Source organism: Massilia sp. Masssp94 (assembly GCF_059491305.1).
Genome location: NZ_CP168501.1, coordinates 2324095 through 2346633 on the forward strand (window position 1 = coordinate 2324095; position 22539 = coordinate 2346633).

At 66.1% G+C, this 22539-nt stretch carries 18 protein-coding genes, 1 tRNA gene and 1 pseudogene; 5 read left to right on the forward strand and 15 right to left on the reverse strand.

Annotated features, from left to right (window positions below):
* Positions 1–36: 36 nt before the first annotated feature.
* The gene (locus ACEN9G_RS10220; RefSeq protein ID WP_413345313.1) at positions 37–816 is read right to left on the reverse strand and encodes an alpha/beta fold hydrolase; all 780 of its coding nucleotides are present in this window, start codon (positions 814–816) and stop codon (positions 37–39) included.
* A 144-nt stretch (positions 817–960) separates the two neighbouring features.
* On the opposite strand from ACEN9G_RS10220, the pseudogene ACEN9G_RS10225 reads away from it, so the two are divergent.
* Positions 961–2445, forward strand: a pseudogene (locus ACEN9G_RS10225) (HD domain-containing phosphohydrolase).
* Positions 2446–2502: 57 nt separating this feature from the next.
* Here the strand turns inward: ACEN9G_RS10225 and ACEN9G_RS10230 are convergent.
* The 6 genes from ACEN9G_RS10230 to ACEN9G_RS10255 form a co-directional block, all read right to left on the reverse strand.
* Positions 2503–3090, reverse strand: coding sequence for a 50S ribosomal protein L25/general stress protein Ctc (locus ACEN9G_RS10230; RefSeq protein ID WP_413338968.1), 588 nt, complete (start codon positions 3088–3090; stop codon positions 2503–2505).
* 191 nt (positions 3091–3281) lie between these two features.
* Complete coding sequence (locus ACEN9G_RS10235) at positions 3282–4232, reverse strand: ribose-phosphate pyrophosphokinase (RefSeq protein ID WP_056126570.1); 951 nt, start codon at positions 4230–4232, stop codon at positions 3282–3284.
* Between the two features lie 161 nt (positions 4233–4393).
* A tRNA-Gln gene (locus ACEN9G_RS10240) sits at positions 4394–4470 on the reverse strand.
* Positions 4471–4543: 73 nt separating this feature from the next.
* The gene (gene ispE, locus ACEN9G_RS10245) at positions 4544–5443 is read right to left on the reverse strand and encodes a 4-(cytidine 5'-diphospho)-2-C-methyl-D-erythritol kinase (RefSeq protein WP_413338969.1); all 900 of its coding nucleotides are present in this window, start codon (positions 5441–5443) and stop codon (positions 4544–4546) included.
* A 1-nt stretch (position 5444) separates the two neighbouring features.
* Entirely contained in the window at positions 5445–6059 is a 615-nt protein-coding gene (locus tag ACEN9G_RS10250) for an outer membrane lipoprotein LolB (protein ID WP_413386174.1), read from the reverse strand.
* Between the two features lie 58 nt (positions 6060–6117).
* Positions 6118–7905 (reverse strand): tetratricopeptide repeat protein, encoded by a 1788-nt coding sequence (locus ACEN9G_RS10255; RefSeq protein ID WP_413338972.1) that lies wholly within the window; start codon positions 7903–7905, stop codon positions 6118–6120.
* Positions 7906–8009: 104 nt separating this feature from the next.
* Here ACEN9G_RS10255 and mutM point away from each other — a divergent pair, with 104 nt between their 5' ends.
* The 4 genes from mutM to ACEN9G_RS10275 all read left to right on the forward strand — a co-directional run bounded on the left by mutM (position 8010) and on the right by ACEN9G_RS10275 (position 12385).
* On the forward strand, positions 8010–8843 hold the full coding sequence (mutM, locus tag ACEN9G_RS10260; RefSeq protein ID WP_413338974.1) for a bifunctional DNA-formamidopyrimidine glycosylase/DNA-(apurinic or apyrimidinic site) lyase: 834 nt from the start codon (positions 8010–8012) through the stop codon (positions 8841–8843).
* 37 nt (positions 8844–8880) lie between these two features.
* Entirely contained in the window at positions 8881–10803 is a 1923-nt protein-coding gene (locus ACEN9G_RS10265) for a dynamin family protein (RefSeq protein ID WP_413338975.1), read from the forward strand.
* 3 nt (positions 10804–10806) lie between these two features.
* On the forward strand, positions 10807–11916 hold the full coding sequence (gene mutY / locus ACEN9G_RS10270) for an A/G-specific adenine glycosylase (RefSeq protein ID WP_413338977.1): 1110 nt from the start codon (positions 10807–10809) through the stop codon (positions 11914–11916).
* Positions 11917–12016: 100 nt separating this feature from the next.
* Positions 12017–12385: a VOC family protein gene (locus tag ACEN9G_RS10275; protein WP_413338979.1), complete on the forward strand. Its 369-nt coding sequence runs from the start codon at positions 12017–12019 to the stop codon at positions 12383–12385.
* Between the two features lie 3 nt (positions 12386–12388).
* Here the strand turns inward: ACEN9G_RS10275 and ACEN9G_RS10280 are convergent, their stop codons facing one another.
* From ACEN9G_RS10280 to ACEN9G_RS10315, 8 genes are all read right to left on the reverse strand, one after another.
* Positions 12389–13528 (reverse strand): deoxyguanosinetriphosphate triphosphohydrolase, encoded by a 1140-nt coding sequence (locus ACEN9G_RS10280; protein ID WP_413338981.1) that lies wholly within the window; start codon positions 13526–13528, stop codon positions 12389–12391.
* Positions 13525–15150, reverse strand: a complete 1626-nt coding sequence (gene aroKB, locus ACEN9G_RS10285; protein WP_495605554.1) for a bifunctional shikimate kinase/3-dehydroquinate synthase AroKB — start codon at positions 15148–15150, stop codon at positions 13525–13527. Before aroKB ends, ACEN9G_RS10280 begins: the two co-directional genes overlap by 4 nt.
* Before the next feature lie 116 nt (positions 15151–15266).
* Positions 15267–17216, reverse strand: coding sequence for a hypothetical protein (locus tag ACEN9G_RS10290; protein ID WP_413338985.1), 1950 nt, complete (start codon positions 17214–17216; stop codon positions 15267–15269).
* Positions 17217–17241: 25 nt separating this feature from the next.
* Complete coding sequence (locus ACEN9G_RS10295) at positions 17242–19395, reverse strand: type IV pilus secretin PilQ (protein ID WP_483126623.1); 2154 nt, start codon at positions 19393–19395, stop codon at positions 17242–17244.
* Positions 19392–19931: a pilus assembly protein PilP gene (locus ACEN9G_RS10300; protein WP_413340198.1), complete on the reverse strand. Its 540-nt coding sequence runs from the start codon at positions 19929–19931 to the stop codon at positions 19392–19394. The genes ACEN9G_RS10295 and ACEN9G_RS10300 overlap by 4 nt, the downstream gene beginning before the upstream one ends.
* Positions 19928–20596, reverse strand: a complete 669-nt coding sequence (locus ACEN9G_RS10305) for a type IV pilus inner membrane component PilO (RefSeq protein WP_413340196.1) — start codon at positions 20594–20596, stop codon at positions 19928–19930. The genes ACEN9G_RS10300 and ACEN9G_RS10305 overlap by 4 nt, the downstream gene beginning before the upstream one ends.
* Positions 20593–21222, reverse strand: coding sequence for a PilN domain-containing protein (locus tag ACEN9G_RS10310; protein WP_413340195.1), 630 nt, complete (start codon positions 21220–21222; stop codon positions 20593–20595). The genes ACEN9G_RS10305 and ACEN9G_RS10310 overlap by 4 nt, the downstream gene beginning before the upstream one ends.
* Positions 21222–22295, reverse strand: a complete 1074-nt coding sequence (locus ACEN9G_RS10315; protein ID WP_413340193.1) for a pilus assembly protein PilM — start codon at positions 22293–22295, stop codon at positions 21222–21224. Before ACEN9G_RS10315 ends, ACEN9G_RS10310 begins: the two co-directional genes overlap by 1 nt.
* Positions 22296–22539 lie beyond the last annotated feature (244 nt).

Sequence of the window (22539 nt, forward strand, 5' to 3'; positions counted from 1 at the left end):
GCGGCTGGCGCGGCCGCGTGAACGATCATTGAGCGCTTATTTGCTCGCGGCGACAGCGTCCAGGATCACCTTGGCGACGTCCGCCGGACGCGACTGCTGCGGCACGTGGCTGGTCGGCAGCTCAGTCGTCTTCGCGCCGATGGCCTTCGCGAAGCGGCGCTCCAGGTCCGGCTGGATCATGCGGTCGTTCTTGCTGACGATGTACCAGCTCGGGTGGTTTTTCCACGCAGCGACCGTCGTCTTCTCGCCGAACGCTTTCACTGCGATCGGGCCCTGGGTGGCGGCCATCACGGCGGCGTGATCAGCGGGCACGTCCTGGGCGAAATTCTCTTTCAGCACGGCCGGCGACAGGCTGGCGAAGCCGAACTTGTCGACCGTCAGCTTGGTGATGCCCGGCGCAGGCGGCAAGTCCTTGCCGAGGTCGCTGGTAGCCTGGCCGGCGTCCGGTGCGAACGCGGCAACGTAGACGAGGCTCGCGACCTTGTCGCCCGCGCCCGCTTCCGTGATCACGGTACCGCCCCACGAGTGGCCGACGAGCACGACCTTGCCCGGCTGGTTGTCGATCGCGCGTTTGGTGGCGGCGACGTCGTCGGCCAGCGACGTCAGGCTGTTCTGCACGGCCGTGACCTTGACGCCCTTGGCCTGCAGCAGCGGGATCACTTTGGCCCAGTCGGAGCCGTCGGCGAATGCGCCGTGGACGATGACGACGGACGGTTGCTCGGCGGCGGTGGCGGCGTGGGCGAAACCGGTGCCGGCGGAGGCGATGGCGGCAGCGGCGGCGACGCTGCGGAGGACGGTGGTGATCGATGCTTTCATGATGGCTCCCTTAGTTGGTCAGTAGGTGGTTCGTGGTTGGGGTGTCGATGGAAGCCAGTGTAGAGAGACGGACCGAACCGCGGTATCGGTCGATCGACCGACCCCGACCTTGCCGCCGCACGTCATCGTCGTTACAGTACCGGGATGCAAATCGACAACACCGTCTCCGTCGAAGACGCCGTCCAGGCCCTGGCCCTTGTCGGCGACCTGTCCATGGGCCAGCCGACCGATGGCTCCATCCGCGCGGCACGACTCGCGGCGCGCCTCGCGCAGGCCGACGGCGCTACGCTTGACACCTGCTGCCATGCGCGGCTCGTCGCCCTGCTGCGCTGGTCCGGCTGCACGGCGAACGCGTCCGGCTTCGCGACCCTGCTCGGCGACGACGTCGGGGGCCGCGACGCCATGCTCACGCAGACGCTGCCCGCGGACAATCCGCTGACGGTCCAGAGCGTGACGCCGCTGGCACGCATCCACTGCGAGGTGTCGGGCGACATCGCCGGCCTGCTGGGTCTGCCGGCGGAAGTCGAGGCGGGGCTGCGTCACGTCTGGGAGCATTACGATGGCAATGGCCTGCCGGAACGGTTGCGCGGATCGGCCATTCCGACCGTCGTCTTCTACACGAGCCTGGCCGGCGACCTCGAGATCCTCGCGCGCACGCATGGCCTGCCCGAGGCGCTGCAGATGATCGCCCGGATGGCCGGCCGCAAGTACCCGGCGCCGCTCGCGCGCCTGCTTGCCGGGCACGCGCAGGCGTGGCTGGACGAACTGGACACGCCGGCGCCGGCGGCCGTCGACCCGCTGCTGGCGCGGCACGTGCCGCTGTCCATCGTGGCCGACATGATGGAGTTGAAGCTGCCGTGGCTCGCGGGTTACTCGCGCCGCGTGGCCGAGCTGGTGGAAGCGGCCGCCGCGCGCGCGGACCTGTCGCCGGCCCAGCAGCAAAGTCTCGGCCGCGCCGCCCTCATCCACGGCATGGGCCGCGCAGCGGTATCGAACACGATATGGGAACGGGAGGGAAAACTCAGCGCCGCCGACTGGGAAAAGATCCGGCTCGTGCCGTACTGGACCGCGCGGGCCGGCGTCCAGATCCCGACCCTGCGTCTTGAAGCCGCACTGGCGTCGCACGCCTACGAACGGCTGGACGGCAGCGGCTATTTCCGCAACCTGGATGCCGATGGGCTCGGTCTGCCGCACCGCCTGCTGGCGGCCGCGTGCGCTTACGTGGCGCTGTGCATGCCGCGGCCCTGGCGTCCGGCGTATTCACAAGATGAGGCTGCGCGCGTGCTGGCGGGGCAAACACAAAGCTTCGATGCGGATGCCATACGCCACGTTATTGAAGCGGCCGGCGTCCCGGCGGCCGGCGTCCCGGCGGCCGGCGTCCCGGCGGCCGGCGTTCCGGCGGCCGGCGGCCCTGCCCCAGCGGCACCGGCCCGCAAGAGCCTGCTGTCCGACCGCGAAATCGAAGTCCTGCGCCGCATCAGCCTGGGCGAAAGCAACAAGGAAGCGGCGCGGGTCATGTAGATCAGCCCGTCAACCGTGCGCACGCACGTGGAAAGCATTTTCCGCAAGCTGGCGTGCTCGACGCGGGCCGCCGCCACGCTCAAGGCGCTGACGCTGGGACTGATCTGACAAACAAAAAACCCGCCGGACTCGCGTCGCGGCGGGTTTTGTGATGCTGAGTAAAAATTACTCGGCAGCGGCTTCGGCCGTAGCGGCACCGCGCGGGATCGACGAGGTGGCGACGGTCTGGTCCTTGCCGTGAGCAACGATGGTCACGCCTTCCGGCAGGGCCAGCTGCGACACGTGGATCGACTGGCCGGCTTCCAGCTTCGACAGGTCGACGGTGATGAATTCCGGCAGTTGGCCCGGCAGGCAGGACACGTCCAGTTCGTTCAGCACGTGCGACACGATGGCGCCGCTCAGCTTGACTGCCGGCGAGATCTCGGCGTTGACGAAGTGCAGGGCGACCTTGGCGTGGATCGGCTGCGAAGCGTCGACGCGCTGGAAGTCAGCGTGCAGGACCAGTTGCTTGTATGCGTGCATCTGGAAGTCACGCAGCAGGACTTTCTGCGTCTTGCCGTCCAGTTCCAGATCCAGGATCGAACCGTGGAAAGCTTCTTTCTTGAGCGCGTGGAACAACGCGTTGCCATCCAGGGCGATCAGTTCCGGGGCAGCGGCGCCACCGTAGATGATGCCCGGGGTCTGGCCGGCGTTGCGCAGGCGGCGGCTCGCTCCGGTCCCCTGCTGAGTACGTGCAAATGCGACTACTTTCATGGTGTTACTCCAAAGTGTGGGCCCGAATGCCGGCGCGTGCCGGCCCGGTTGCCCGGGTTGTGATGTCCCCGCGACCAGGGACATCGGTAAAGAGCGCACTCGCGCACGCTCAAGAAATTCTGTAAACCTTTGATACGTCAACGGCGCGCCGGCTTTTCAGCCAGGCGCGCCGCGCTTGGAACCTGATTCGATCAGTCGACGAACAGCGAGATGACCGAGTCGCCCTTGACGATACGCTTGAACGTTTCGGCCAGCAGCGGTGCGCAGGTCAGCTGGCGGATCTTGCCGCAAGCCTGGGCAGCCGGGCTCAGCGGGATCGTGTCGGTGACGACCAGTTCATCCAGCGGCGAGTTCGCGATACGCTCGATCGCCGGGCCGGACAGGACCGGGTGCGTGCAGTACGCGACGACTTTCTTCGCGCCACGCTCCTTGAGGACTTCGGCGGCCTTGGTCAGCGTGCCTGCGGTGTCGACCATGTCGTCCATGATCACGCAGTTGCGGCCTTCGACTTCACCGATGATGTTCATGACTTCCGACACGTTCGCCTTCGGGCGGCGCTTGTCGATGATCGCCAGGTCGCAGCCGAGGCGCTTGGCCAGCGCACGGGCACGCACCACGCCGCCGACGTCCGGCGACACGACGAGCAGGTCGTCGTAGTTGCGCTTCTGCAGGTCACCCAGCAGCAGTGGCGATGCGTAGATGTTGTCGACCGGGATGTCGAAGAAGCCCTGGATCTGGTCGGCGTGCAGGTCCATGATCAGGACGCGCTCGACGCCGGCTTCCTGCAGCATGTTCGCGACGACTTTCGCCGAGATCGCGACACGCGCGGAACGCGGACGGCGATCCTGGCGGGCATAACCGAAGTACGGAATCGCCGCGGTGATGCGGCCAGCCGATGCGCGCTTGAGAGCGTCGACCATCAGCATGATTTCCATCAGGCTGTCGTTAGTGGGAGCGCAGGTCGATTGCAGAACGAAGACGTCCTTGCCGCGAACGTTCTCGTTGATTTCGACCATGACTTCGCCGTCGGAGAACTTCGAAACTACGGCTTTGCCGAGAGGAATGCCGAGGTTTTTTGCGACCCCTTCTGCTAGCGCCGGATTGGCATTGCCGGTAAAAACCATCAGGTTTTCGTAAGCCATGGGAGTCCCAGAGATGTAAGAGCGTTGAAAGAAACTTGAAAAGTCGCTAATCGTCGGATGATTAACGCTGAACCACAAAAAAAAATGAGCCGCTCATTGGCGGCTCCATTTTTATCTGCCTGCTGGAGCACGTGTCATCATCAGCTCAGGCAAAGAAACTTTGGCAGGGGAACAAGGATTCGAACCTTGGTATGCCGGAATCAAAATCCGGTGCCTTAACCAGCTTGGCGATTCCCCTACACTGAAACTTACAGCTTGCCGCTGCACTCGATTATTATATCGTCGAATGCGTCGACAGGCAAAATTTTATTCTACAACTCGTTGATTTGCAAGAGCGATTTCATCGGATGTCGCTGCAGCGCTTTCGCTTTCCACGCCCTCCACCGAGCCGGCACATGCTTCAGTACCCGTTCAGCTTCCTGCTCTGTGGAAAATGCGCAAAACACGCACGAGCCCGAACCAGTCATCCTGGCCGCTCCGTAACCACCCAACCATTCGATCGCCTCTGCTACCGGCGGGAACAAGCGGGCTGCCACGTCCTGCAAATCATTTTTTCCGAAGCCAATCAAATCATTCGATTCGACATGTCGTCTGGAAAAGTCCGATATTGTGATGGCTTTCGTGTTTCTTGTCAAATCGGGGGCCGTAAAAATTGCAACGGTGGGAACGGACACGCCCGGTTCGATGACCACATACCAGCAATCCGGCCCCGGCACGGCCTGCAATGCCTCCCCCACGCCTTCGGCGAATGCCGTCTCGCCGAACAGGAAAAACGGGATGTCCGCGCCCAGCGGCAGGCCCAGCGCGATCAGCTCGGCATCCGTCAGGCCGGCCTGCCATACATGATTGGCCGCCATCAGCGCCGTGGCCGCGTCGGACGAGCCACCGCCGAGTCCGCCGCCCATCGGCAGGCATTTCTCGACGGCGACGTCGATGCCGGGCGGCAGGTGCCCGTGACGGCGCTGGTATTCCGCCTGCAGCGCGCGCAGTGCGCGGACGATCAGGTCCTGCTCTTCCGGCACGCCGGGCACATCCGTCGTGCGCACGATGCGCTCGTCGCTCCGCACATCGAAGTGCAGCGTGTCGCTGCGGTCGATGAGTTGGAACACGGATTGCAGCAGGTGGTAGCCGTCCGGCCGGCGGCCCACGACGTGCAGGAACAGGTTCAGCTTGGCCGGCGCGGGACAGTTGTGCAGAGACGTCGGCGCCATGTCACGCCACCGGATCGATGACGATGCGGATCGTCAGCGCATCGCCGACGGCCGTCGTGCTGCGCTCGGCATCGATGCGGCGCGGCATCGGGGCGCCGCCCGGGCCGTTCTGCCATTCCACGAAACGCAGGCGCCAGCCGTCGTTCGTGACGACGCTGTCGTGCGCGGGCGACGCCGTGAAGCGCTTGCCGCTCGCGTCGACGGCATAGCCCTGCAGCCAGTCGCGCAGGCCGCTCACGGGCAGGGTCCAGCCGAGGGACTTCGCCGTCAGTGTGTCGATGTCTTTTTCCACGCGCGGCGCGCGGCCGGACTGTTTCAACGTCGCGGTCTCGGGCGTGACCGTGATCTCGGCGACGGTCTGGCCCAGCGGCGAGAACAGGGAGACATCGATGCGGCCGGGGCGCTGCGCCCACGTGAAATTGCCGTTGATCGATTGCGGCTGGCCATCCTTCTGGTAGTTCGCGGCCAGGCGGCCGTTCAGGTCGATGGTGTCGCGGTAGGCGCCCACCTGGGCGGTCGGGTTGGCCAGCGGGACGTTGGCGGTGGTGGCGCAGCCGGCCAGGGCCGCGACGCAGGCGGCGGCGATAACGAATCGGGAAAGTGAATGCATCGGCATGAAGTCAGCAAGTCGAATGAACCGACGGACGCCGCAGCGTCCGTCGATTGTCATTATTTCACAGAGTCTGGTGCAGGCGCGCCAGTGTGCTCTTCAACGCGTCATTCTTCGGATCCTTGGCCTGCGCCTCGCGCCATAGCTTGCGGGCATCGTCCTTCTGGCCCTTCTTCCACAACACTTCGCCCAGGTGGACGGCGATTTCCGGATCATTGCGCACCTCATAGGCCTTGCGCAAGTGGGCCTCGGCCTCGTCCAGCTTGCCAAGGCGATAGTTCACCCAGCCCATGCTGTCGAGGATGAACGGGTCGCCCGGCGCCATTTTCAGGGCCTTGGAGATCAGTTGATAGGCTTCCTTCAGGCGGATGTTGCGGTCGGCCAGCGAATAGCCGAGCGCGTTATAAGCCTGCATATTGTCCGGCGACTTGGCGATCACTTTCCGCAGCGCCTTTTCCATCACGGCCGTCTTGCCCATCTTTTCGGCCATCAGGGCATAGTCGTACAGGAAGTCCGTATTGTCCGGGAAGCGCTTGACGCCCTGCTCCATCAGCTTGAACGCGTCCTTGGCCTGGCCCGCGTCGCGCAGGATTTGCGCTTCGACGAGGACGATCTGCGCCTGCTCCGTCTTGTCGTCCGTCTTCAGGGTGCCCAGCAGCTTGCGCGCGCCGGCGACGTCGCCCTGCTTCGCGGTCAGCTGGGCACGGCGCAGCTCGGCGCCGAACTGGACCTTCGGATCCTCGGTGTCGAGCCGGTCGAGCCAGTCGGCCGCAGCCTTGTAATCGCCCCGTTCCTCGGCGATCTGCGACAGGATCATCACGGCCTTCGACGGGTCGCGCTCGTCTTCCGGCGCCTTGTCCATCAGGTCCACGAAGCGGCTGAAATATTTTTCCGCGGCCGTGCGGTCGTTCATCTGCATCGACAGGATGCCGAGCGCGTACAGGGTGCCCGGATTGTCGGGCTGGGCTTTATCCAGCGTGAGGAATTCCTGGCGCGCGGCCTCGTACTGCTTTTCGTTGACGAGCAGGCGCGCATACGCGGAACGCACTTCGCGCGCCTCCGGGTGGGCGGCGAGGAAATCCTTCAGCACCTTGATGGCGCCGCCTTCGTCCTCGCTCACCTGGGCCGCGGTCAGCGCGGCGATCTCGGAATCGGGCTTCAGTTGCAGGGCCGTTTGCGCCTCGCGCCTGGCGGCCGCCTTGTCGTTGCGCGCCAGCGCGGCCTGGGCCAGCACGACGTGCGTTTCCATCAGGTTGCCGTACGGCGCGACGAGGCGCTCGAGCATGGCGCTGGCCGCTTCCTTGTCCTTGGCACGCAGCAGCAATTGCTGCATCTGGAACATGAGGAGGCCGCGCGCGGCCGGGGTCGCGTCCGCCAGACGCTGTTTCAAAATATTTTCGGCCTCGCCGAGGTTGTCGGAGAGGATGACCAACCCCAGATAGTACTGGCTGGCCTCTTCGGAGTCCGGTGCGTACTGGCGCCACAGTTTCACGGCGGCGAGCGCGTCGTCGGCCTGCTTGGCGGACAGCGCCATCTCGGCGGCGCGCTTGGCCAGGCGCGGGTCCTTCGTCTGCTGGGCCAGGCTCATCATCGTCAGGTACGGCCCCTGCCAGTCCCCGTTCTTGTAGGCCATCTCGGCCTGCATGAGCTGACTCATCATGGCCGGGGTCATCTCGACGTTGGGAAGTTTTTCGGCCTGTTCGCCTTCCTTGGCCTGGTCGGGATGGTCCCGGGCTTCGGCGGCGGCGAGCGGCTGGTCGGACAGGTCCTGGGCCGGTTGCTGCTGCTTGGGAGCCACAGCGCAGGCCGACAGCAGTGCGGAGAGGGTTACAATGGCGAAAGCGTTTTTCAAGGCAAGTCCCACGTCATCGAGATTGTCCGATTCTACGCCATGCACCCGCCCCGCGTGCGCCGCTGCAACACGAATTTACATTCCTCTCACGTTGTCAATCATTCATGCCTGAATTACCAGAAGTCGAAGTGACGAGGAGAGGTGTCGCGCCTCACCTGGAAGACCGCATCGTCGAAGACGTCCTGTTGCGCCGCGAAGGCCTGCGCTGGCCCTTTCCCCCGAATCTGCGCGAGCTGCTCGCGGGTCGCCGCATCCTCGGCACGGGCCGGCGCGGCAAATACCTGCTGCTGACATTCGAACATGGCACCTTGATCGTCCACCTGGGCATGTCCGGTCATTTGCGCGTGCTGCCGGAAGGGGTCGAATTGAAAAAGCACGACCACTTCGACCTCGTCGTGCGCGGCCCGGAAGGCCGGCGGGTGCTGCGCCTGCACGATCCGCGCCGCTTCGGTGCCGTCCTCTGGCACGGCCACGACGACGGCGAGCTGGAACAGCACGTGCTGCTGCGCGGCCTGGGCGTGGAACCGCTCGAAGACAAGTTCTCCGGTGCCCTGCTCCACCAGGCGACGAGAAACCGCAGCGCCCCGATCAAGCAGGTGCTGCTCGCGGGCGACATCGTCGTCGGGGTCGGCAATATCTATGCGTGCGAGAGCCTGTTCCGCGCCGGCATCAACCCGAAGACGGCCGCCGGCAAGATCAGCCGCGCCCGCTACGACAAGCTCGCCGAAGCGATCCGCGACATCCTCGCCGCCGCCATCGTGCAAGGTGGCAGCACGCTGCGTGACTTTATTGCCGTAAATGGTCAATCGGGCTATTTCCAGCAGACATATTTCGTCTATGATCGTGCAGGAGTTCCTTGCCGCAACTGTGGCACGCCGGTCCGCCAGATCAAGCAGGGCCAGCGGTCCACGTTCTACTGCGCGGTCTGCCAGCGGTAAGGTCATCGACGAGGCACGGGACACGCGGGACACCTATATGCAGGATTTGCAACAGTACGCGCACTGGCGCACGCAGGTCGCCCAGGCGCTGGAAGCGTATCGCGGCTGGGCCCAGGGGGCCGAGCTGCTGGACGGGGCGGCGGAACAGCGCGTCGCGCGTGCGCTCGCACGGCTGCGCGACGACCGCCTGTCGGTCGCGTTCGTGGCCGAATTCTCGCGCGGTAAATCCGAACTGATCAACGCCATCTTCTTTGCGGACTACGGCCAGCGCATCGTGCCGTCGAGCCCCGGCCGCACGACGATGTGCCCGACCGAATTCGCCTGGGAGCCGGCGCTCGTCCCCTGCATCCGCCTGCTCCCGATCGAGACGCGCGCCGAACGCCTCGCGACGGGCGACTATCGCGACGTCCCGGATGCGTGGACCGTGCTGCCGCTGGACCTGTCCGCGCCGGAGCGCATGCACGAGACCTTCCTGCAGGTGAGCCTCACGCGCCGTGTCGCGCCGGACGAAGCGCAGCGCTACGGCCTGTACGATCCCGACGATCCCGACCTCGCGGCGACGCTCGGCGCGGACGGCCTCGTGGAGATCCCGCGCTGGCGCCATGCGCTGATCAATGTGCCGCATCCGCTGCTCCAGCAGGGCCTCGTGATCCTCGACACGCCGGGCCTGAATGCGATCGGCACGGAGCCGGAGCTGACGCTGAACCTGATCCCGAACGCGCACGCCGTGCTGTTCATCCTGGCCGCCGAGACGGGCGTCACGAAGAGCGACATCGACGTCTGGCGCACCCATATCAACGCCGGGCCGGGACGCATCGTCGTGCTGAACAAGATCGACGCATTGTGGGACGAGTTGCGCAGGCCGCACGACAACGACGCCGCCATCGCGCGCCAGCAGCACGACGCCGCGCGCCTGCTGGGCGTGGCGGATGCGCAGGTGTTCCCGGTTTCCGCGCAAAAGGCCCTCGTCGGCAAGATCACGGGCGATTACGCCCTGTTCGAAAAGAGCCGCATGGGCGCGCTGGAATCGGCGCTGTTCCATGAACTGATCCCGGCGCGCCAGGACATCCTGCGCCGCCAGCTGCAGGAGGATCTCGCGACGTTGACGGGCGCCCAGTCCGCGCTGCTGGCCGCGCGCGGGCGCGACCTCGTCGAGCAGCTGCAGGAACTGCAAAGCCTGCGCGGCAAGAACCAGGGCGTGATCGCGCACATGGTGCGCCGCGTCGAGATGGAAAAGAAGGAATTCGACGCCAGCCTGTTCAAGCTGCAGGGCACGCGCGCCGTGTTCACGACCTTGTCGACGGAGCTCTACTCCATCATCGGCATGGACGTCGTGCAGGACCATGTCGACGCCGTGCGCGCCGCGATGGAAGCCGCGCGCTTTTCGACGGGCATGCGCGCGCCGGTGCGGACCTTCTTCGACCAGGCGCGCGCATGCCTGGCTGCGGCGGAAGCAAAAATCGCCGAGATCGCGGCGATGATGGAGACGATGGTGCGGCGCTTCTCCACCGAGCACGGACTCGCGCTGGCGCTGCCGGCCGCGCTGTCGCTGGAACGCTACCGCCGCGAGATCGACGCCATCGAAGCGATCTACGTGAAGCAGTTCGGCACGGCGACCCTGCTCATCACGAGCCGCGGCACCCTCCTCGAACGCTTCTTCGACACGATCGCGTCGCGCATCAAATTCGCGTTCCGCGAAGCGAACGGCGATGCCGAGGCGTGGCTGAAGGTGGTCATGGCGCCGCTCGAAGCGCAGATCCGCCAGCACCGCGACCAGCTGCGGCACCGCCAGGCATCGATCCAGCGCATCCTGGAAGCCACCGACAGCCTGGAACAGAAAATCGCCGCCTTCGAGGCGGCCCAACACGACCTGGAGCAGGTCAAGGCGCGGCTGGTGAATTTATCCGGCGGCGTCGCTGACGCCTTGCGCGCCGACCTGCCCGAATTGCGAGCAGCTTGATAGATGAAACGCAGCACCGACACCGAAATCCTGTCCGACCCCAGCTTCTCGCGCGCCGTCATCGACTGGCAGCGTGCCCACGGCCGCCACGCCCTGCCCTGGCAGAACACGCGCGACGCCTACCGCATCTGGCTCTCCGAGATCATGCTGCAGCAGACGCAGGTGACGGCGGTGCTGGCCTATTACGCGCGCTTCCTCGAGCGCTTCCCGACCGTGCACGACCTCGCCGCCGCGCCGGCGGAAGACGTGATGGCGCACTGGAGCGGCCTCGGTTACTACACGCGGGCGCGCAACCTGCACGCGTGCGCCAGGCGCGTCGTTGCCGACTACGGCGGCGTGTTCCCGAGCGACCCGGCGCTGCTGGCCGACCTGCCCGGCATCGGCCGCTCGACGGCTGCCGCCATCGCCGCGTTTTCCGCCGGCGCGCGCGCCGCGATTTTGGATGGCAACGTCAAGCGCGTGTTCGCGCGCGTGTTCGGCATCGACGAATACCCGGGCATCAAGCCGGTGGAAGACGCGCTGTGGCGCCGCGCCGACGCGCTGCTGCCGGAAGGCGACGGCATCGAGGCGTACACGCAGGGCCTGATGGACCTGGGCGCGACGCTGTGCACGCGCGGCAAACCGGACTGCGACCGCTGCCCGCTGCGCGACCGCTGCGTGGCATTCGCGACCGACCGCACCTCGGTGCTGCCCGTGCCGAAGCCGAAGAAGGCGACGCCGGAGCGGCGCGCGCTAATGCTGGCCGTCGTCGACAACGGCCAGGTGCTCCTGCAGCAGCGGCCGGATTCCGGCATCTGGGGCGGCCTGCTGTCTCTGCCGGAATACGATGGCCACGTGGCGCTGGACGAGGCGGACGACGTATCGCCGACGACGCTGGCCGGCGCCGCCGGCGAGTTCGGCACGGTGGCCGAGGTGGAACCGCTGCTGCCGCTGGTACACGGCTTCACGCACTACCGCCTGCACATCCAGCCCTACCGGATCGGCCTTCAGACGCGCGGCGAGACGCCGCCGGGCCACGTGTGGTGGAACCTGGCGACCATCACGGACGCACCGCTGCCGGCGCCGATCAAGAAGCTGCTGGGCCAACTGGCGGCCCCATCGCTGTTCTCCTAACCAAATTCGGGGTCAAATTCGGGGGCATTGGTCTCCTGACAGGAATTGACAGTGGTCCGGCCTAGACTGGCCGCACTGTCAACCAACGAAGGAGAACACCATGCTGACCCCGACCTATACCATCCTCTACGTCGCCGATCCGCACGCCAGCGCACGCCTGTATGGCAAGCTGCTGGACGCGCAGCACGTCGAGAGCTCGCCCACGTTCGTGCTGTTCCCGCTGGAGAATGGCCGCATGCTGGGCCTGTGGGCGAAGTCCGATGCGGTGCCGGCCGCCGACTTCCACGGCTGCGGCAGCGAGCTCGCGTTCCGCGTGCCCGACGACGCGCAAGTCGATGCGCTGCACGGCAAGTGGCGCGAGGCCGGCCTGCGTATCCTGCAGGCCCCGGCCAAGGTGGATTTCGGCTACACGTTCAGCGCGGCCGATCCGGATGGACACCGGCTGCGCGTGTTCGCGCGCGGCGAGTGAGCGTCAGAACGTATCGAGCGAATAAATGCGCCGGTGTTCCTTGATCGCATACCGATCCGTCATCCCGGCGATGTAATCCGCGATCTTGCGCGCCTGCTTCACCGTGTCCCCAAGCGCCACCTGGTAGTCCGGCGGCAGCAGCACGGGATCGGTCATGAAGGCGTCGAACAGCTCGTGCACGATGCGGCTCGCCTTCACGCGCATGCGGTTCACCTGGTAGTGGCGGTACAGGTTCGCGTGCAGGAAGCGCTTCAGTGCCGTCGTCTCCTCGCGCATCTTCCGGGAGAAGCGGATCAAAGGCGGACCGGCACGCACGTCCTCGATGCTCTGCGGCGAAGCGTCCGCCAGCAGCTCGGCCGACGTCGCGGCCAGGTCGGCCGTCATCGCCGTGATCATCAAACGGATCGTCTCGTACAGCTCGCGCCGGCCCTGCAGGCCCGGGTACTGCCGCACGACCTCGCGGTGCAGGCGCGCGAACAAATCCACCTCTTCCATCTGCTTCATCGTCAGCAGGCCCGAACGCAGGCCGTCGTCGATGTCGTGGTTGTTGTACGCGATTTCGTCGGCCAGGTTCGTCAGCTGCGCTTCCAGGCTCGGTTGCGTCCTGTCGATGAAGCGCTGGCCGAGGTCTCCCAGCTGGCGCGCGTTCGTCAGCGAGCAGTGCTTCAGGATGCCTTCGCGCGTCTCGAACGTGAGGTTCAGGCCGTCGAAGGCGCCGTAGTGTTCCTCGAGATGGTCGACGACGCGCAGGCTTTGCAGGTTGTGCTCGAAGCCGCCGTAGTCCTTCATGCAGTCGTTCAGCACGTCCTGGCCGACGTGGCCGAAGGGCGTGTGCCCGAGGTCGTGCGCGAGCGCGGTCGCTTCGACGAGGTCTTCGTTCAGGCGCAGGCTACGCGCCAGCGTGCGCCCGATCTGCGCGACTTCGATCGAGTGCGTGAGGCGGGTGCGGAATAAATCTCCCTCGTGATTCAGGAAGACCTGGGTTTTATACTCGAGCCGGCGGAACGCGGTCGAGTGGATGATGCGGTCGCGGTCGCGCTGGAATTCGCTGCGCGAGCCAGGCGACGGTTCCGGATGACGACGCCCACGGCTCTTCGACGACTGCGCCGCGTAGGGAGCCAGGTGGGCGTCGAAGTCAATCATGACGATGGTGTTCCAACCAAGGCCTTCAGCGTGGCGTCGAGCAGTTCGCGCGGCGCATTCGTGATGCTCGGGCTGCCCAGCGGTTTCAGCAGGATGAACTTGATGGCGCCGCCCTCGTTCTTCTTGTCGACTTCCATCAGCTCGATCCAGCGCTCGATGCCCAGGTCCGGCGCGACGACCGGCAGCCCGGCCGCCTTCACGAGCGCGCGCACGCGCTCGAGCGCGGCGTCGTCGATGAGGTTCAAACGGCGCGACAGGTCGGCCGCCATCACCATGCCGCAGCCGACGGCCTCGCCGTGCAGCCACGCGCCATAGCCCAGGCCCGCCTCGATGGCGTGGCCGAACGTGTGGCCGAAGTTCAGCACCGCGCGCAGGCCGCCTTCGCGCTCGTCGCGGGCGACGACGTCGGCCTTGATCTCGCACGAGCGCGCGATCGCGTGCGCGAGCGCCGCGTGGTCGCGCGCCACCAGTTTCTCGATGTTCGCCTCGATCCAGTCGAAGAACGGGGCGTCGAGGATGGCGCCGTGCTTGATGACTTCCGCCAGGCCGGCCGACAGCTCGCGGTCCGGCAGGGTGTCGAGCGTGGCGGTGTCGGCGATCACGGCGCGCGGTTGATAGAACGCGCCGATCATGTTCTTGCCCAGCGGGTGGTTGATGCCCGTCTTGCCGCCGACCGAGGAATCGACCTGCGCGAGCAAGGTGGTCGGGATCTGCACGAACGGCACGCCGCGCATGTAGGTCGCGGCCGCGAAACCGGTCATGTCGCCGATCACGCCGCCGCCCAGCGCCACGAGGGTCGTCTTGCGGTCGCACTTGTTGGCCAGCAGCGCGTCGAACACCTCGTTCAGGCTCTCCCAGTTCTTGAACTCTTCGCCGTCGCGCAGGATGATGGGCACGACCTCGCGGCCGGCCGCCCGGAGCGGGCCCGCGACCTTGTCCAGGTACAGCGGGGCGACGGTGGTGTTGGTGACGATGGCCACCTTGCCGCTGCCGCCGATGTGACGGTTGAGTAAAGAAGAATCGTCCAGCAGGCCGCGTCCGATCGCGATCGGATAGCTGCGGTCGCCCAGCTCGACGTTAAGAGAGATGCATGCCTGTTCGTTCATTGTCGTCTTTGCGTTGGCCTGCTCGCGCGCGGCGTTGTCCGCGTCGAGCTGGTCCAGGATTGTCTGAACCATCGATTGTACGTTAGGTCGGCCCGTGTCGATGACCATGTCGGCGATCTCGCGGTACAGCGGCTCGCGCTGCGCGGTCAGGTCTTCCAGCTTCCTGCGCGGGTCGGCCGTCTGCAGCAGCGGGCGGTTCTTGTCGTGCGCCGTGCGCGCGAGGATGCTGGAGACGCTCGCGCGCAGGTAGATCACGGTGCCCCGCTCCGCCAGCAGCGCGCGGCTGGCCGGGTTCAGCACGGCGCCGCCGCCGGTCGCCAGCACGATGCCGTTCTGCGCGGTGAGTTCGCGGATCACGTCGGCTTCGCGGCGGCGGAAGCTGGCCTCGCCCTCGATCTCGAAGATCCACGGAATCGTGGCGCCCGTACGCGCCTCGATCTCGTGGTCGGAATCGATGAAGGTCATGTCCAGGCGCCGCGCCAGCAGGCGGCCGATGGTGGTCTTGCCGGCCCCCATCAGGCCGACGAGGAAGATGTTGTTGTTCTTACAGTCAGACACGTGTACGCGTTCAAATAAAAACGGCCAGGTAACCCCTGGCCGCTTTGTTGCAATTGGGCATCCCTTAAGAAAACTTATGGGCAGGTGAACGACAGTTTAAACGGAATACTGGTTACGGAGCCAGCGGGCGTCGTGACCGTGACGTTGAACTTGGCCGTGGACGGTCCCGTGCAATTGGTCGGGCTCGTGCTGCCGACGCTGAACAAATGCGTATAGCCCTGCGGGATGCTGCCCACCGTCAGGCCGGTCGGATCGTCGACGGCGCTGTTCGTGTGCGGCGCGACGTTCGGCACCGTGGCGGGCACCACCGGCGCGGCGTTGCCGCCGAGCATACCCGTGATCGCGACCGTGGAATTGGCCGGCATCGGGTTGTTGTTCACGTCGTTGAACTGCAGCCGGAAGCTCTTGGTCGCACTGGACGGCAGGGTGCCCAGGTCGATCTCGCCGCTCGCCAGCGGCGTGGGGCTGGCGTCCATGTAGACGTATTTGACGGCGCTGCCGCTCATGAAGATCGCGGTCCGGGTGTAGACGGTATTCGTGCCGTCCGTCGAGCTGGCGCAGATCGTGGCCAGGCCGGGGCGGGTCGCGTCCGGGGTGGCGGCGTTGCACGGCGTGGCCGGCGTGCCCGGGATCGCGACGCGCGGCGCCTGGGTGCGGAACGCGACCGAGCATACGCCGTTGACGGTGTTGCAGCCGCCTTTGTCGGACGAGCCGATGGCCCCCATGTTCGTCTGGAACACGACCGGCGTGCCGTCCGGGACCGGGTTGCCGAAGGCGTCGGCCACCATCACCTGCACGGTCGTGGCGGACGGGTTGTCCACGCTCCAGCCCTCGACGTTGAACGAGCCCGAGCTCAGCGAGAACCCGCGCTGCGCCGGCAGGCCGGTCGTCACGACGATCGAGTCGGACAGGGTCGAAATGTCCGGACCGCCGTTGGTGCCGGTGCCCTTCAGCGTGGCCTGCACGCGGAACGACGTCGGGGTCGCGCCCGAGTTGACCGTCGTGACCACGCTGCCGGTGGCATCGGTCGTGTCGCTGGCCTTGTTGATGACGACGTCGGCGCCCGCGGGCACCGGCGTGAAGTCCACGCGCTGGCCGGCCAGCGGATTGCCGAAGATGTCGACGACCTTGTACGTCAGGATCGCGGTTTCGGTGCGGCCGTTGCCGCCGTTGCCGCGCACGACGATCGATTGCGTGGTCGGCGTGGCGCCCACGAACTGCACCGACGCGGCGGCCGGCGGCGCGATCGCCAGCGTGGCCGACGCCGACTTGGCGATGCCGGCGGCCGTCACGGTGATGATGTCGTTGTTGGCGCAGCCCTTGTCGCGGTAGACCGTCTGCACGGTGCCGTTATTGGTCGGCACGGTCGCGGCCAGCGTTGCCTTGCCGGCCGTGACGCACGCGGAGCTGAAACTGACGTTGACCTGCTGGTCCGTGTACTTGCTGGAACCATTCAGCACGTCGACCGACAGCACGGTCGAACCGTAGGCCTGGATGCTGGCCGGGCTGGCGGACAGGGTGCCGAACGTCAACGCCGTGGCACCGACCGTGTAAGCTGTTTTGCCGGTCACTGTAGCCCCATCCACCTCCGTAGCGACACTCACGTAACCAGCGCCCTCGGCGGACAAACTGGCCGCGTACATGCTGATTGTAGCCACGCCGTTGACGTCGGTGCGAACGGTACCGCTCGTCGGTTTGAAGGTGGCCAAGGTGCCGTCGGTGACGAAGGTCACGACCTTGTCAGCGATCGGCTTTCCATTCTTATCCAGGACGGTTGCTGTGGCGGTCAACGGCGTGCCGGCAGTAAGCATGCCACCGCCACTGAATGCCACCGCAATCGTTGGCTCCGCCGTCACCGTGGATCCGGTACCGGTCCCCGTGCTGCCGGAACCGGAGCCGGTCCCGCCGCTCACGGCGCCCGGATTGCCGCCGCCGCCGCCGCATGCGGTCAGCACCATGGCCATCAGCAGGCCGGCCACGCGCACGCCGTGGCGCGCCGTGGAGTCGTTCTTGAAGTCGTTCATGTGTGGGTTCTTGTTGATGATTCCGTCAATGACCGTTCTGCAGGCGCTCGGCCACGATCTTCGGCGTGATGAAGACGAGCAGCTCGGTCTTGGTGTTCTGGCGCGACGTCGACTTGAACAGATTGCCCACGACCGGGATGTCGCCGAACAGCGGCACCTTGTTGTCGTTGCGGGTCTCGGTCATCTGGTAGATGCCGCCCAGGACCACCGTGCCGCCGTTCTCGACCATCACCTTGGTCTTCACGTGCTGCGTGTTGATGGCGAAGCCCGACGCGGTCGCCTCGCCCTTCGAATCCTTGGCCACGTCCACGTCCAGCACGACGTTGCCGTCCGGGGTGATCTGCGGCGTGACTTCCAGCTTCAGGTTCGCTTTCTTGAACGTGACCGACGTGGCGCCGCTGCTCGTGGCCTGCTGGTACGGCAGCTCGACGCCCTGCTCGATGATGGCCGGGACGTTGTCCTCGGTGACCACGCGCGGGCTGGAGATGATCTTGCCCTTGCCGTCCGCTTCCAGCGCGGACAGTTCCAGGTTGAGGAAGCGGTTCGCCGCCGACGAGAACAGGGAGAATGCGATCGACGGCGCATTCGTGCCGTTGATGCCGGCCGCCGGCAGGTTCACGAGCGTGGAGTTGGTGTAGCCGTCGCCCTTGTCCGGCGTCTGGCCCGTGACCTGGCCCACGCCCGTCAGGTTGCCGCCGATGGCCACGCGCTGGTTGCCGCTAACCTGGTAGCCCGTGTCGCCGCCGCGCAAGGTGCGCAGGTCGGCAAAACCGAGCTTGGCGCCGAGGTTGCGCGAGAAACCGTCGTTCGCTTCCACGAGGCGCGCCTCGACGAGCACCTGCCTGGTGGCGATGTCGGTCTTCTGGATCAGTTTGCGGATGTCTTCGATCTTCGATGCGATGTCCGTGACGAACAGCTGGTTCGTGCGCGGGTCGATGATGGCGCTGCCGCGCTTGGACAGCACGCGGTTCTTGCCGCCGCCGTCGCCGCTGGCGCCGCCGTTCTGGTCGAGGCCGAACACGGTGCGGAACGACTCGGCCTTCTGGTAGTTCAGCTGGAAGATCTCGGAGCGCAGCGGTTCCAGGTCGGAGATCTGGGCCTTCTGCTCGAGCTCCAGTTTTTCCTTGGTCAGCAGTTCTTCCTTCGGCGCGATCCACAGCACGTTGCCGTTCTTGCGCATGTCGAGGCCCTTGGCCTGCAGGATCACGTCAAGGCCTTGGTCCCACGGCACGTCCTTCAGGTGCAGCGTGAGGTTGCCGGTGACGGAATCGCTCGTGATGATGTTCAGGCCGGACAGGTCGGCGATCGCCTGCAGCGCCTGGCGCACTTCGATGTTCTGGAAGTTGAACGAGACCTTCTCGCCGCGGTAGCCCACGCCGCCTGCGCCGCCGGCCGGCCGGTTCGGATCTTCCTTGACGGGCTTGACGTCGATGACGAGCTGCGTGTCGCTCTGGTAGACGCTCTGCTCCCAGTTGCCGTGCGCTTCGACGACCATGTGCGTGTTCTCGCCCTTGGTCGTCGTCGTGATGCGCGTCACGGGCGTGCCGAAGTCGGTCACGTCCAGGCGCCGGCGCAAGGTCGGCGGCACGCCGGTTTTCATGAAATCGACGAGGATCTGCGAACCGACCTGGCGCACGTCGACGGCGACCTGGCCGTTCGGCAGGTCGACGACGATGCGGCCTTCGCCATGGGTGCCGCGGCGGAAATCGAGGTCGCGCAGCAGCGGCAGGCTGGCCGGGGCTGCGCTCGCCGCGCGGGCCGGCGCGCCGGCGGCGTCGATGGCGCGCGCAGGGGCGCCCGAGCCTTCGACGGTGACGATGACATCCTTGCCGTCGACGGCGGTCGCGTAGTTCAGCACGCGCTTGAGGTTCAGCACGAGGCGCGTGCGCTCGCCCGCCTGCACGACGTTCACGCCGCGCACGTCGCCCAGGTTGATGTCCTGGACGTTCTTGCCGGTGGCGTTGGCGGTGGCGCCGAAATCGAGCGCGATGCGGGCCGGGTTGGTGATCGAAAAGCCGATCGGCAGCTGCTTTGGCGGCGCCTTCATGCCCACGCGAATGACGACGTTGCCGCCCTGCTGGTTGGCGCTGATCGACTCGATCGCGTTGTCCTGGGCCCAGGCGCACACCGTGGCGAGCGCCAGCAGCATGCCGCCCGCGGCGGAAAGGAATCGGGTCATTTACGGTTCTCCTTGATTTGCAGCTCCAGCTTCGTCATGCGTTGCGTCCATTCTCCGGCGGCGTCCTGCACCACTTCGCGGATGTCCACGGCGTCCTCGCCTACGTGCGTCACGACGCCGAAGTTCTGGCCGATGCGCTGGCCGGCCTTCACCTGGTACAGCGCGCGTTCGATCTGCAGCAGCGCGAAGCGCGTGCCGCCCTTTTCCATCGTGCCGACCATCTGCATGGTGTCGAGCGGGAAGGTCTCCAGCTGCTCGCGCGGGCGCTGCAGGTCCGGCTGGTTCGGGTTGTTCGACGTCGCGGCCGTGCGGGCCAGTTCGCCCAGCAGCTTGTTCGCATCGAACGGGTCGACGGCATCCTTCGCGCCGTACGCGTAAGGCAGGAAATCCTTCGGCTCGGGCAGCGGCTTCACGGCCGGGCGCGTGTCGCGCTTGACCTGTTCCATCCAGTCGCGCACTTCGCGCACGTCGGAATCGCCGCAGCCGGCCAGCAGCAGGGTCGCCATCAGGGCGCCGATCGCGATGCGCGGGCTCATGCCTTCCCCTTCTTGGCGGTCTTCTTCGCCTTGCGGGCCTTGGCCTGCGCATCCAGTTCGTCCTGGTCGAGGTAGCGGAAGGTCTTGGCGATCGCGTCCAGCGACAGCGTGCCGTCCTTGCCGGCGGTGAGCGCCAGGTTGTTCAGGGTGACGATGCGGGGCATCCTGGCCATGTCGGCCGCGAATTCGCCGATGTCGTGGTAGTGGCCCGTGACCTTGATGTCGATCGGCAGCTCGGCGTAGTAATCCTTGACGACGACCTGGCCCGGCTTGAACAGTTCGAACTGCAGGCCGCGGCCGATGCCGGCCTGGTTGATGTCGGACAGCAGCGCGGCCATCTCGGCCTTGCTCGGCAACTGCTTTTCCAGGCGCTCGACGTAGCGGTTCACCTGCCGCTGCTGGGCTTCCAGCGCGTCCAGGTTGATCGCCTGCGCCATCTTGACCTTGTAGTCGTCGCGCAGCTTGAGTTCCTGCGTGGCCAGAGCGGCCTGCTCCTCGAACTGGCCGCTCCAGTAAAAGAAGTAGCCGAGGCCGAGGACGGCCGCCATCACGCCAGCCGCGCACAACAGGCGCGGCGCCAGCGGCCACAGGCCGGGATGGCGTCCCTGCAGGCCCTCGAACTGGGCGGCCAGGTCGGCGAAAGACTGTTTCAGATCGATGTTCATGACTTGGTGCCCGCGCTGTTACCCGATTTTGTCGTGGACGGCTTGGCATCCTTGTCGTCGTCCTCGGCGCGGGCGCGCTTGATCGCGACGTTCAACGTGAATTCGACGACCTTGCGGCCGGTCTTGCTCTGCGCGAGCGTGGCCGCGCGCACCTCGGTCAGGTCCGGGCGCTCCAGCCACGGCGAGCTGCCGGACAGGTTGCGCAGCAGCTCCGCCACGCGCTCCTGCGACTGCGCATAGCCGTTCAGCAGCACGCGCTGGCCGTCCTGCTTGAAGCTTTTCAGGTACACGCCGTCCGGCGTCTGGCGCACCAGTTCGTCGAGCAGGTAGACGGGCTGGTTGCGGTCGCCCTGCAAGTCCTCGACGGCCTGCTGGCGCGCCTTCAGCGCCTCGATCTCGGCCTTCAGGCTGGCGATCTTGCCGATCTTCTTGTCCAGTTCCGCGTTGGCGTTCTTGAGCACCAGGTTGCGTTCGTTCTGCGTGGCGATGCGGCTGGCGTTGTACGCGCCGACGAGCAGCACGAGCGCGACGCCGACCAGGCCGCCCAGCGCCATCAACGCGATGAACGCGGCCTGTTTCTGCTTGCGCTTCGCTTCCCGGTGCGGAAGCAGGTTAATGCGGATCATCAGCCGAACCTCCGCAGTGCCAGGCCGCAGGCGACGAGATAGCCGGGACCGTCCGTGCGCAGCTGCTGCTCGCGCACGGCGGGAGCCAGCTGCATGCCGGCGAACGGCGCCACGACGGAGGTCGCGATGCGCGTGCGGCCCGCGATGATGTCGGGCAGGCCGGGCAACTGGGCGCTGCCGCCGGCGAGGACGATCTGGTCGATGCGCGTGTACGGCGTCGACGTGTAGAAGAACTGGATCGCGCGCGTGACTTCCAGCGCGGCGTTTTCGAGCCAGGGCGCCAGCAGGTCGGCGCGGTAGTTGTCCGGCAGGTCGCCCGTCTTCTTGCGCGTTTCCGCTTCCTCGAACGACAGGCCGTAGGCGCGCACGACGTCCTGCGTGAGCTGCACGCCGCCGAACGGCTGCTCGCGCTCGTAGACGGTGTCGCCGTTCTGCAGCACGGAGACGTGGGTCGCGTTGGCGCCGATCTGGAACAGCGCGACGATGCGGTCGCGCGGACCGTTGTCGTTGTCGAGGAGGCGCTGCAGCGCGGCGCGGGCGGCGTACGATTCGATGTCCATCACGGTGGCCGTGAGCCCGGCCGCTTCGGCGATGGCCACGCGGTCCTCGACCTTTTCGCGGCGCGCGGCGGCCAGCATCACTTCCATGTCCTCGGGCGAACTGGCGACGGGGCCGATCACGTCGAAGTCGAGGCTGACCTCGTCCAGCGCGAACGGGATGTACTGGCTGGCCTCGGACTCGACCTGCACTTCGAGCTGGTCTTCCGGCAGGCCGGCCGGCAGGATGATCTTCTTGGTGATGACGGCGGCCGGCGGCATGCCGAGCGCCACGTGCTTGATGCGGGTGCCGCTCTTCTGCACGACGCGGCGCACGGCGTCCGACACCGCGTCGATGTTCTCGATGTTGCCGTCGACGACGGCGCCGCGCGGCAGCGGTTCCGCCGCATGGCGCTCCAGCCGCAACTCACCCTTGCCGCCGTCGGACAACTCGACCAGGCGCACGCCGGACGTACTGATGTCGAGCCCGACGAGCGGCGGGCTCTTTTGTCCGAACAAGGAACCTAGACTGATCACGAGCGCACTCCCCTATCTGCTGCTTCTTTGAACGCCCGCTTGGGGAACTGTTGAAATGGTAGAAATACAGTGCATATATATCAGGCACCGTATTGAATCGTAGCAATACTGATCTATGAGGACAAGAAATTTCTACACGGGAACATAATAGTGCGCAGCATGAAAACGACACTCCTTTCACTCTGATATCAATCAATCTTGCCTCTGTTTTCACACCTATTGTCCGCTTGTCTAGCCGTGCCTC

Coding starts and splice junctions, on each gene's coding strand:
- ACEN9G_RS10220 (WP_413345313.1), bottom strand. CDS start 816: ATGAAAGCATCGATCACCACCGTCCTCCGCAGCGTCGCCGCCGCTGCC.
- ACEN9G_RS10230 (WP_413338968.1), bottom strand. CDS start 3,090: ATGAAAGTAGTCGCATTTGCACGTACTCAGCAGGGGACCGGAGCGAGC.
- ACEN9G_RS10235 (WP_056126570.1), bottom strand. CDS start 4,232: ATGGCTTACGAAAACCTGATGGTTTTTACCGGCAATGCCAATCCGGCG.
- ispE (WP_413338969.1), bottom strand. CDS start 5,443: ATGGCGCCGACGTCTCTGCACAACTGTCCCGCGCCGGCCAAGCTGAAC.
- ACEN9G_RS10250 (WP_413386174.1), bottom strand. CDS start 6,059: ATGCCGATGCATTCACTTTCCCGATTCGTTATCGCCGCCGCCTGCGTC.
- mutM (WP_413338974.1), top strand. CDS start 8,010: ATGCCTGAATTACCAGAAGTCGAAGTGACGAGGAGAGGTGTCGCGCCT.
- ACEN9G_RS10265 (WP_413338975.1), top strand. CDS start 8,881: ATGCAGGATTTGCAACAGTACGCGCACTGGCGCACGCAGGTCGCCCAG.
- mutY (WP_413338977.1), top strand. CDS start 10,807: ATGAAACGCAGCACCGACACCGAAATCCTGTCCGACCCCAGCTTCTCG.
- ACEN9G_RS10275 (WP_413338979.1), top strand. CDS start 12,017: ATGCTGACCCCGACCTATACCATCCTCTACGTCGCCGATCCGCACGCC.
- ACEN9G_RS10280 (WP_413338981.1), bottom strand. CDS start 13,528: ATGATTGACTTCGACGCCCACCTGGCTCCCTACGCGGCGCAGTCGTCG.
- aroKB (WP_495605554.1), bottom strand. CDS start 15,150: ATGGGGGCCGGCAAGACCACCATCGGCCGCCTGCTGGCGCGGCGCCTG.
- ACEN9G_RS10290 (WP_413338985.1), bottom strand. CDS start 17,216: ATGAACGACTTCAAGAACGACTCCACGGCGCGCCACGGCGTGCGCGTG.
- ACEN9G_RS10295 (WP_483126623.1), bottom strand. CDS start 19,395: ATGACCCGATTCCTTTCCGCCGCGGGCGGCATGCTGCTGGCGCTCGCC.
- ACEN9G_RS10300 (WP_413340198.1), bottom strand. CDS start 19,931: ATGAGCCCGCGCATCGCGATCGGCGCCCTGATGGCGACCCTGCTGCTG.
- ACEN9G_RS10305 (WP_413340196.1), bottom strand. CDS start 20,596: ATGAACATCGATCTGAAACAGTCTTTCGCCGACCTGGCCGCCCAGTTC.
- ACEN9G_RS10310 (WP_413340195.1), bottom strand. CDS start 21,222: ATGATCCGCATTAACCTGCTTCCGCACCGGGAAGCGAAGCGCAAGCAG.